General features: G+C 70.5%; 8 protein-coding genes. 5 read left to right on the top strand and 3 right to left on the bottom strand.

Annotated features, from left to right (window positions below; genetic code table 11):
• Both ACYVE7_RS22420 and ACYVE7_RS22415 read right to left on the bottom strand, forming a co-directional pair.
• On the bottom strand, nt 1–858 hold an 858-nt coding region (locus ACYVE7_RS22420; RefSeq protein WP_460366964.1), incomplete at its 3' end, for a molybdopterin oxidoreductase family protein.
• A gap of 2 nt (nt 859–860) precedes the next feature.
• A complete protein-coding gene (locus tag ACYVE7_RS22415; protein ID WP_460366963.1) occupies nt 861–2,228 on the bottom strand; it encodes an MFS transporter in 1,368 nt (455 codons plus the stop codon).
• 487 nt (nt 2,229–2,715) lie between these two features.
• On the opposite strand from ACYVE7_RS22415, the gene ACYVE7_RS22410 reads away from it, so the two are divergent.
• Genes ACYVE7_RS22410 through ACYVE7_RS22390 form a run of 5 tightly spaced genes read left to right on the top strand, consistent with a single transcriptional unit; the run spans nt 2,716 to nt 8,414 of the window.
• A complete protein-coding gene (locus tag ACYVE7_RS22410; RefSeq protein ID WP_460366962.1) occupies nt 2,716–3,627 on the top strand; it encodes a TauD/TfdA dioxygenase family protein in 912 nt (303 codons plus the stop codon).
• The gene (locus tag ACYVE7_RS22405) at nt 3,624–4,382 is read left to right on the top strand and encodes an ABC transporter permease (RefSeq protein WP_460366961.1); all 759 of its coding nucleotides are present in this window, start codon (nt 3,624–3,626) and stop codon (nt 4,380–4,382) included. Before ACYVE7_RS22410 ends, ACYVE7_RS22405 begins: the two co-directional genes overlap by 4 nt.
• Nucleotides 4,355–5,128 carry an ABC transporter ATP-binding protein gene (locus tag ACYVE7_RS22400; RefSeq protein WP_460366960.1) on the top strand — a complete coding sequence of 258 codons (774 nt, stop codon included), beginning with the start codon at nt 4,355–4,357 and terminating at the stop codon, nt 5,126–5,128. The genes ACYVE7_RS22405 and ACYVE7_RS22400 overlap by 28 nt, the downstream gene beginning before the upstream one ends.
• Nucleotides 5,125–6,117: an ABC transporter substrate-binding protein gene (locus tag ACYVE7_RS22395; protein WP_460366959.1), complete on the top strand. Its 993-nt coding sequence runs from the start codon at nt 5,125–5,127 to the stop codon at nt 6,115–6,117. The genes ACYVE7_RS22400 and ACYVE7_RS22395 overlap by 4 nt, the downstream gene beginning before the upstream one ends.
• On the top strand, nt 6,114–8,414 hold the full coding sequence (locus ACYVE7_RS22390) for an arylsulfatase (RefSeq protein WP_460366958.1): 2,301 nt from the start codon (nt 6,114–6,116) through the stop codon (nt 8,412–8,414). Before ACYVE7_RS22395 ends, ACYVE7_RS22390 begins: the two co-directional genes overlap by 4 nt.
• Here ACYVE7_RS22390 and ACYVE7_RS22385 read toward each other — a convergent pair.
• A complete protein-coding gene (locus ACYVE7_RS22385; protein ID WP_460366957.1) occupies nt 8,405–9,040 on the bottom strand; it encodes a LysE family translocator in 636 nt (211 codons plus the stop codon). The two genes, ACYVE7_RS22390 and ACYVE7_RS22385, sit on opposite strands and share 10 nt — an antisense overlap.
• Nucleotides 9,041–9,220: the final 180 nt, after the last annotated feature.

Raw genomic sequence — 9,220 nt, 5'->3', positions numbered from 1 at the left:
GTGCCCGGCCGCGGCGGCCCGTCCGGCGAGCAGCCGCACCGCCTCGCGCATCCGGGGCAGCGGCACGCCGGTGAGACGTTCCACCCGTTCCGGCCAGTAGGTGTGGGCCACCCGCAGGACGGAGGAGAACCCCTCGGTCCGGCTCTCGAGATAGGCGAGGTCGGCGAGCCCCTCGGTGACGGCCAGATGCAGGAGCCCGTTGGCGAGCGCCAGGTCCGTTCCCGGGACGGGTTGCAGATGCAGGTCGGCCTGCGCCACGGTGGCGGTACGGCGCGGGTCGATCACGATCAGCGACCCGCCCCGCGACCTCATCTCCGCTGTGTGCCGCATGAACGGCGGCATGGTCTCGGCGGGATTGGCGCCCGCCAGCAGCACCGTGTCGGCCTCGGCGATGTCGGTCAGGGGCACGGGCAGCCCCCGGTCCACCCCGAACGCGCGGTTGCCGGCCGCGGCCGCCGAGGACATGCAGAACCTGCCGTTGTAGTCGATGTTCGCCGTCCGCAACGCGATCCGCGCGAACTTTCCCAGCTGGTAGGCCTTCTCGTTGGTCAGCCCGCCGCCCCCGAACACCGCCACGGCGTCGTCTCCGTGGCGGTCCCGGGTGCGGCGGATTCCGGCGGCCACCCGGTCCAGGGCGGTGTCCCAGCCGCACGGGCGCAGCGGGGCGCCCCGGTGCTCCCGGATCAGCGGCGTGGTCAGCCGCTCCGGGTGCCCGAGCAGCTCGGCCGCGCTCCATCCCTTCTTGCAGAGACCGGCGTGGGCGCCGGGCCGGTCGGCCCGGGGCGCGACCTCGACCGGCGCGGCGGACAGCGTCATCCCGCACTGCAGCGCGCAGTAGGGGCAGTGGGTGGCCGTCATGGTCAGACGTCCGCTCCGGCCAGGCTCGGCACCGTCTTGATGGCGAAGCGCGTACGGAGGTAGAAGAACCAGGTGAGGGCGACGCGCAGCCCGTAGAACCCGGCGAGCACGCTCAGCGCCGCGCTGATGCTGCCGGTGTTCTCCAGGGAGAGCCGGAAGACCTGCTGGATCAGCACCCCGCCCGCGGCGCCGACCGCCGAGCAGATGCCGAGCGCGGCGGCGGCGTCCCTGCGCCCGCGGGCCGTGGCCCTCCTGACCGCCGTCGCGTCGTCGGACCGCACGTCGGCGTGCGCCTGGGCGTGGTAGATGGCGGGGATCATGCGGTAGGTCGAACCGTTGCCGATTCCCGTGGTCGCGAAGACGAACAGGAAGGCGGCCAGGAAGACGGGCCAGCTGCCCGCGTTCACGGCGAGGGCGACGAGCGCCACGCCCGCTCCCATCGCCAGGAAGTTGATCATCGTGACCCGGGCGCCGCTGAACCGGTCGGCCAGCCAGCCGCCGAAGGGGCGGGCCACCGAGCCGATGAAGGCTCCGAGCCAGATGAAGTTCGCGCCCTTCACGTCCGGGAACTGCGCCTTGATGAGCACACCGAACGAGAAGGCGTACCCGATGAACGAGCCGAAGGTGCCGATGTAGAGGACGGACATCACGACCGTCTGGGACCGCCGGCACATGGCCGCCATCTCCCGCGCCGTGTAGGCGGAGGAGGCGGTCTTCAGGTTGTTCATGAAGAAGTAGGCGCACGCGGCGGCCAAGAGCAGCAGCGGTATCCAGACCAGGCCGACCGCGACCAGGCCGAAGGCCACGATCAGCGGAGGCATGGCGAGCTGGGTGACCGAGGTCCCCAGGTTGCCGCCCGCCGCGTTCAAGCCCAGGGGCAGGCCCTGCCGCGAGGCGGGGTAGAAATGGGTGATGTTGGCCATCGAGGAGGCGAAGTTCCCGCCGCCGAGGCCCGTCGTCGCGGCGATGAGCAGCAGCGCCCAGAAGGGGATGTCCGGGTTCTGGACGGCGTAGACGAACAGTCCGCACGGGATGAGGAGCAGCAGGGCCGAAACGATGGTCCAGTTCCTGCCGCCGAACCGGGCGGGGGCGAAGGTATAGGGCACGCGCACGAGCGCTCCCACGAGGTTGGGCGTGGTCGTGAGCCAGAGCAGTTCCCCGACCGACAACGTGATCCCGACCCGGGGCAGCGACAGGACCGCGATGCTCCAGAGCAGCCAGACGCAGAATCCCAGATGTTCGGTGAAGATCGAGAATACGAGGTTACGGGTGGCGACCGCACGTCCCGTCGCCTCCCAGAAAGCCTCGTCATCGGGCTCCCAATGGTCTATCCATCGTTTCCCCGACATCTCCGCGGTCCGAGCCGACATATCACTCTCCTTTGTTCAGCTTTCCGCGAAGCTAACAAACCGGCCGGTAGCAGACGTGAGTAATCACTCTTCAAATCCGCCTTCGAGTAGTGGTCACCAGATCGTTCGGCGCGAATTCGCCATTCCTTCGCACGGCCTTTATCGAACGGGCATTCCACCAGGATGAACCGGAATGCCATCCGGGACGTCAGGGCCCACCCAGGGCCAGACCACCTAGGTTTCGCATCGGCGGAGACGATGTCCGGCTCGCGGCGCTCAGGTCGAGGCGCGGCTCGGGAGGCAAGTTCCATGCGAACCCCGCCAGGGCCTCTACATCGACATCGCCACCGTCGAGAAGTTCCTCCGCGTCAAGATCCTCCTGGCCTGAGCCCGGCCGGGGCGCGGCTGATGGCCGGGTGAGCCCCGGCTATTCCTACTTGATTGGTTGACAAAGTCGGCTAAGTAGGAAAATGTTCCGCCTGGAAAGCGACACTCTGGGAGGAACGCGATGACAGTGGTGGAAGTCGATCTGGCCGGGCGGTGGGGGCTGAGTGGGCCGCGTGCCCTGCGGCGGCTGGCGGAAGGGCAGGAGGAGCGCCCGTACGAGGTCTTCTCCGTGCGGCCGCTCGGGCCCGTCATCGGCGCGGAGATCGGTGGCGTCGACCTCCGTGAACCGCTCACCCCCGAGGTCTTCGCCGAGCTGGACCGGGCGCTACTCGAGTTCAAGGTGCTGTTCTTCCGCAAGCAGCGGATCACCAACGAGCAGCACCGCGGTTTCGCGCTGAACTGGGGCCCGCTGGAGACCCACCCGTTCCTGCCCAGCGGCGCCAGCGAGGACGTCGTCAGGTTCGCCAAGGACGCCAACGTCGGCGGCTACGAGAACCTCTGGCACACCGACGTCACGTGGCGGAGCAACCCCGCGCTCGGTTCGGTGCTCCGGCTGGTCGAGGTCCCGCCGAACGGCGGCGGCGACACACTCTGGGCCGACGCGGGCGTCGCCTACGACAATCTGACCGACGAGCTCAAGGAGCGGATCGACGGGCTGACGGCCGTCCACGACTTCTTCCCCGCGTTCGGCCGGCTGCTGGGCCCCGAGCTGGCCGCCGCCAAACGCGAGGAGTTCCCGCCGGTCGAGCACCCGATCGTCAGGACCCACCCGAGGACCGGCCGCAAGACCCTGTTCGTCAACGGGATCTTCACCACGCACATCCCGTCGCTTCCCGCCGAGGAGGGCGAGGAGCTGCTGCGGCTGCTGTTCCGGCAGGCGTTCGCGCCCGAGTACCAGGTGCGGTGGCGGTGGGAGGCCGACGACGTCGCGTTCTGGGACAACCGGGCGACCTGGCACTACGCCGCGTCCGACTACCACCCGCACGTGCGCGTCGCCGAGCGCGCCTCGATCGTGGGCGACGTGCCGCGATGAAGGGCTCGCCGCGCCGGCTGCTCGGGCCGGTGCTGTTCCTCGCGCTCTGGCAGCTCGCCTCCTCCGCCGGCTGGCTCGACCCGCAGCTCATCGTCGGGCCCGCGACGGTCGCCGAGACCGGCTGGCACATGATCGCCGACGGTGACCTCCAGGCGAACCTGTGGGTGTCGCTGCGCCGCGCCCTGATCGGGCTGGCCGTGGGCGTCGCCACTGGAACGTTCCTCGCGCTGGTCTCGGGCCTGTTCCGGCTCGGTGAGGACCTGATCGACGGGGTCGTCCAGATGCTCCGGTCGATGCCGGTGCTCGCGCTGGTGCCCCTGGCGATCGTCTGGTTCGGGATCGGCGAGGAGGTCAAGATCTTCCTGGTGGCGCTGGCCACGACCTTCCCCGTCTACATCAACGTCCATGCCGCGATCCGGGGCGTCGACCCCCGGTACGTCGAGCTGGCGAAGGTGGTCGGGCTGGGCCGGATCGCGCTGATCCGGCGGATCCTGCTGCCGGGCGCGCTGCCCGGGTTCTTCGTCGGGCTGCGGTTCTCGGTCACCATCGCGTGGCTGGTCCTCGTGGTCAGCGAGCAGATCAACGCGACCAGCGGGATCGGCTTCCTGATGAACCAGGCCCGCTCGTTCTCCCAGACCGACGTGATCGTCGTCGGGCTCATCGTGTACGCCCTGCTGGGCCTCGGCTCCAACGCCCTGGTCGTGTTCGTGGAAAGGAGGGCGCTGTCATGGCGACCGACCTTCGAGGGAAGCTGACGTCCAAGCGGCCGGCCCCGCCGCGGAAGGCCCCGGCCGCCACGACCGTCGCCGGGGTGCGGAGGGCGTTCGGTGACCGCACCGTCCTCGACGGCGTCGACCTGCGGATCGAGCCCGGCGAGTTCGTCGCGCTGTTCGGCCGCAGCGGATCCGGCAAGACCACCCTGCTGCGCGCGATCTCCGGTATCGACCCGGACGACAGCGGGCAGATCAGCGTTCCGGAACGTCGCGCCGTCGTCTTCCAGGACGCCCGTCTGCTCCCCTGGGCCCGGGTCCTCGACAACATCGTCCTCGGGCTGAAGGGCGACGTCCCCCGCGACCGCGGCCGCGCCCTGCTCGAGGAGGTCGGCCTTGCGCGCCACGAGCGCGCCTGGCCGTCCACTCTGTCGGGCGGCGAGGCACAGCGCGCGGCACTCGCCCGCGCCCTGGTCCACTCCCCCGACCTGCTGCTGCTCGACGAACCGTTCGGCGCCCTCGACGCGCTGACCCGGATCAAGATGCACGCGCTGCTGCGCGAGCTGTGCGACCGGTACCGCCCGGGCGTGCTGCTCGTCACCCATGACGTCGACGAGGCGATCCTGCTCGCCGACCGCGTCCTGGTCCTCACCGACGGGCGGCTCTCGCTCGATCTGCCCGTCGACCTCCCCCATCCCCGGCACCGCCACAGCGCGGCCTTCGCCGAACTGCACACCACGCTCCTCGCCGAACTCGGCGTGCACGTCCCCGAAAGTGAGCTCCTCCCGTGAAGCGTCTCCTCGCCCTCTCCACCGCCGTCGCCGTCGCGCTCACGGCCGCGGCCTGCAGCGGGAAGTCCGACTCCCCGTCCTCGACCGACGGCGCCGTGACGCTCCGCGTCGGCGTGCTGGGCACCGCCAACACCCAGGAGGCGCTGCTCAAGGCCGCGGGCCAGCTCGACGGGCTGCCCGGCTACAAGATCGAGTGGAGTCTGTTCCCCGCCGGCCCGCAGCTCGTCGAGGCCGAGAAGGCGGGCGCGGTCGACATCGGCCTCACCGCCACCACCCCGGCGATCTTCGCCCAGGCCGCCGGCACCCCGATCAAGATCGTCGCTGCTTACCAGCTCAAGGACGCCACGAAGTCGGCGCAGGCGATCCTGGTGCCGAAGGACTCCCCGATCAAGAGCGTCGCCGAGCTCAAAGGCAAGAAGGTCGCGCTGACCAACGGCACGATCCTGCAGTACCTGACCATCAAGGCGCTCGGCAAGAACGGTCTGGGCTACAAGGACATCACGCCCGTCGACCTGCCGGTGACCGACGCGTTCGCGGCGTTCAAGCGCGGTGACGTCGACGCCTGGACGACCATCGACCCCTATGTCACCCAGGCCGTCGCCCAGACGGGCGCCCGGGTGCTGGTCTCCGGCGCGGGCCTCCAGGTCGACGGCTGGGTGCAGCTCGCCCGCCAGAAGGCCCTGGACGACCCGAAGACCGCCGAGGCGATCGCCGACTACGTCAAGCGGATCAACACCGCGCAGGTGTGGCAGCAGTCCAATCTCGACACCTGGGCCGGCACCTACGCGACGCTCAACAAGATCCCCGAGCCCCTCGCCAAGCAGCTCCTGATCAACAGCGGCTATGTCCCGGTGAAGATCGACCAGACGGTGATCGCGGCCCAGCAGAACCAGGCCGACGCCTACCAGGGCCTGGGCCTGCTGCCCAAGAAGCTCAACGTCGCCGCCGAGTTCGACAACCGCTTCGACTCCCTGGCGGTCGCGCCGTGACGACCCGCGACTACACGGGACACGGCGCCACGGTGGGGCGGACGGTCGCCGAGTCCGTCCCGTGGTGGCGGCCCCAGCCCCAGGCTCCCGAGGGCGCCCCGAACGTGATCGTCGTGCTCCTGGACGACATGGGTTTCAGCGACATCGGCCCGTTCGGCTCGGAGATCGACACCCCGCATCTCGACCGGCTCGCCGAGCGCGGTGTCCGGTTCACCAACTACCACACCAACCCGCTCTGCTCGCCGTCGCGCGCGTCGCTGCTGACCGGGCTGAACCCGCACAACGCCGGGTTCGGGTTCGTGGCCAACGCCGACCCCGGCTTCCCCGGCTGGGCGCTGGAGCTGGCCGACGACGTCCCGACCCTCGCCGAGTCGCTGCGGGCGGGCGGCTACGCCACCTACGCGGTCGGCAAATGGCACCTCACCAAGGACTCGACGATGAACGAGGGCGCGTCGAAGCGGTCCTGGCCGCTCCAGCGCGGCTTCGACCGGTTCTACGGGTTCCTCGAGGGCCTGACCAGCCTGCATTTCCCGTTCCATCTGGTCAGGGACAACTCGCCCGTCGAGCTCGACGCCTACCCCGACGGCTACTACCTCACCGACGATCTGACGGACGAGGCGATCGGCCAGCTCAAGGGGCTGCGCGCCAACTCCGCGAAGCCGTTCTTCCTGTACTTCGCGCACGGCGCCGTCCACGGGCCGCTCCAGGCGAAGGCCGACGACATCGCCAAGTACCGGGGCCGCTACGACCGCGGCTGGGACGCCGTCCGCGAGGAGCGGTTCGCCCGGCAGCTCGCCGACGGGCTGTTCCCCGAGGGCACCGTCCTGCCGGAACGCAACAGCGAGCGGAACTACGACGTCGAGGCGTGGGAGTCGCTGCCGCAGGAGGACCGGGAGCTGTTCGCGCGGCTCAAGGAGGTCTACGCGGGCATGGTCGACAACGTCGACCAGAATCTGGGCCGGCTGCTGGCGACCGTGGAGGCGCTCGGCGAGCTCGACAACACGATCGTCGTGTTCACCTCCGACAACGGCGGGACGGGCGAGGGCGGGGCGCGCGGCACCCGCAGCTACTTCAAGAACTTCGCGAAGAGCCCGCTGCTGCCCGGCGAATGGCATGAGGACGTGCCGCGCGATCTGGACTCGCTGGGCGGGCCGCAGAGCGCCGTCCACTACCCGCGCGGCTGGGGCATGGCGTCCAACACGCCGTTCCGGCTGTACAAGGGCAACACCCACGCGGGCGGGGTGCGGGTTCCGTTCGTCCTGTCCTGGCCGGACGGGCTCGGCGAGCAGGCCGGTCAGATCCGCGCCCAGTACCAGTACGTCACGGACCTGTTCCCGACCCTGCTGGAGCTCACCGGGGTGGAGCGGCCTGCCGAGCGCGACGGCCGCCCGGCCCGGCCGCTCGACGGCTTCGCCTTCACCGGGCCGCTGCGCGTCGCGTCGGCGGGCAGCACCCATCCGGAGCAGTACGCCGAGATGACCGGCAACCGCTCCTACTACCGGGACGGCCATAAACTCGTCACCCACCACCGGCAGGGCGGCCGGATCGACGACGATCCGTGGGAGCTCTACGACATCAGGACCGATCCGACCGAGACGCGGGATCTGGCGGCGGACCGTCCCGACCTGGTCAAGGAGCTCGCCGAGGCGTGGGAGCGGGCCGCGTGGGACAACCGGGTCTTCCCGCTGCCCGACGGGCCGCGCCATTTCCTGGCGCGGCCGCCCGCCGACGCGCGGTTCAGCCGTCCGGTGACGCTGCTGCCGGGCACGCCGAGCCTGGAACGGTACCGGTCGGCGAAGCTGACGGCGTTCCGCTCGTTCGACGTCGTCACCCGGCTGGTCTCGGCCGACGGCGACGAGGGCGTGCTGTTCGCGCACGGCGACCAGGGCAGCGGCTACCACCTGCGGGTCGAGGGCGGCCGGCTGGTGTTCGCCTACAACGAGTACGGCCTGCTCCAGGACGTCGACGCGGGGACCCTGGCCCCCGGTGAGCACGAGCTCGTGCTGCGGGCGGCGGCGATCCCGGACTTCCGCTGGCGGTTCACCGTCCTGGTCGACGGCGTGGAGCGGGCGGTGCTGCCGGAGGTGCTGATGCTGTTCGGGATGGCGCCCGCCCAGGGCGTCGACGTCGGCGCCGACCGCCGCAACCCGGTCTCCTGGCCGGTCTACGAACGGCACCGCGCCTACCCGTTCACCGGCGCCCTCACCTCGGTCACCTACGTGCCGGGCGAGCCCGCGCCCTACGATCCGGCCCGGCTGCTGGAGGTGCTCCAGGAGGCCGGAGCGGCCTACGAGTAGCTCACCTTGCAGGCCAGCAGGACGGCCAGCACACCGAGCAGGCCGCCCATGGCGACGCGCTGAGCGCGAAGCCAGGGCGGTCTGCCCGCCAGGAACGCCGCGACCGAGCCCGCCGCGAGCACGATCGACAGGTTCACCGCGACGGCCACCGCGATCTGGACGCCGCCGAGCACCAGTCCCTGGAGCACGACCGCGCCGCCGTCCAGGTCGACGAACTGCGGGATCACCGAGACATAGAGGATCGCGATCTTCGGGTTGAGCAGGTTCGTCGCCAGCCCCATCGCGAAGAGCCGCCCCGGCGGGTCCGCGGGCACCTCCTGGACGGCGAAGACCGACGCCCCGCCCGGCTTGACGGTCTTCCACGCCAGCCAGAGCAGATAGGCGGCGCCCGCGATCCTGAGCGCGGTCAGCAGTTCGGGGACGGCCGCGAACAGCACGGCCAGCCCGAGGTTGGCCGCCGCCAGATAGACCAGGAACCCGGTCGCGACCCCGAACAGGGAGATCAGCCCCGCGCGCCGGCCCTGCCCGATGCTCCGGGAGACCAGGTACATCATGTTCGGTCCCGGCGACAGCACCATCCCGAGCGCGATGGACGCCACCCCCAGCAACGCCGTTCTCTCCACCATGCACCGAGGCTTCCACTCAGTGCATTTGCCAGGCAATAGCATGAAATGCACTCAGGGCAATGAGGTCGGGAGCGGGCGATGGACGACTATCTGCGGGTGGCCGACGAACTGGCCGCGGCGATCGCGGCCGGACGGCTGCGGCCCGGCGACCGGCTGCCGCCGCAGCGGGTGTTCGCCCGG

The sequence above is a fragment of the Actinocorallia lasiicapitis genome (genome assembly GCF_054778695.1).
This window is presented reverse-complemented; position numbering and strand designations above follow the sequence as displayed.

What these genes read in the sequence shown, in the direction of transcription:
- ACYVE7_RS22415 (WP_460366963.1), bottom strand. Translation starts at nt 2,228, where the DNA reads ATGTCGGCTCGGACCGCGGAGATGTCGGGGAAACGATGGATAGACCAT.
- ACYVE7_RS22410 (WP_460366962.1), top strand. Translation starts at nt 2,716, where the DNA reads ATGACAGTGGTGGAAGTCGATCTGGCCGGGCGGTGGGGGCTGAGTGGG.
- ACYVE7_RS22405 (WP_460366961.1), top strand. Translation starts at nt 3,624, where the DNA reads ATGAAGGGCTCGCCGCGCCGGCTGCTCGGGCCGGTGCTGTTCCTCGCG.
- ACYVE7_RS22400 (WP_460366960.1), top strand. Translation starts at nt 4,355, where the DNA reads ATGGCGACCGACCTTCGAGGGAAGCTGACGTCCAAGCGGCCGGCCCCG.
- ACYVE7_RS22385 (WP_460366957.1), bottom strand. Translation starts at nt 9,040, where the DNA reads ATGGTGGAGAGAACGGCGTTGCTGGGGGTGGCGTCCATCGCGCTCGGG.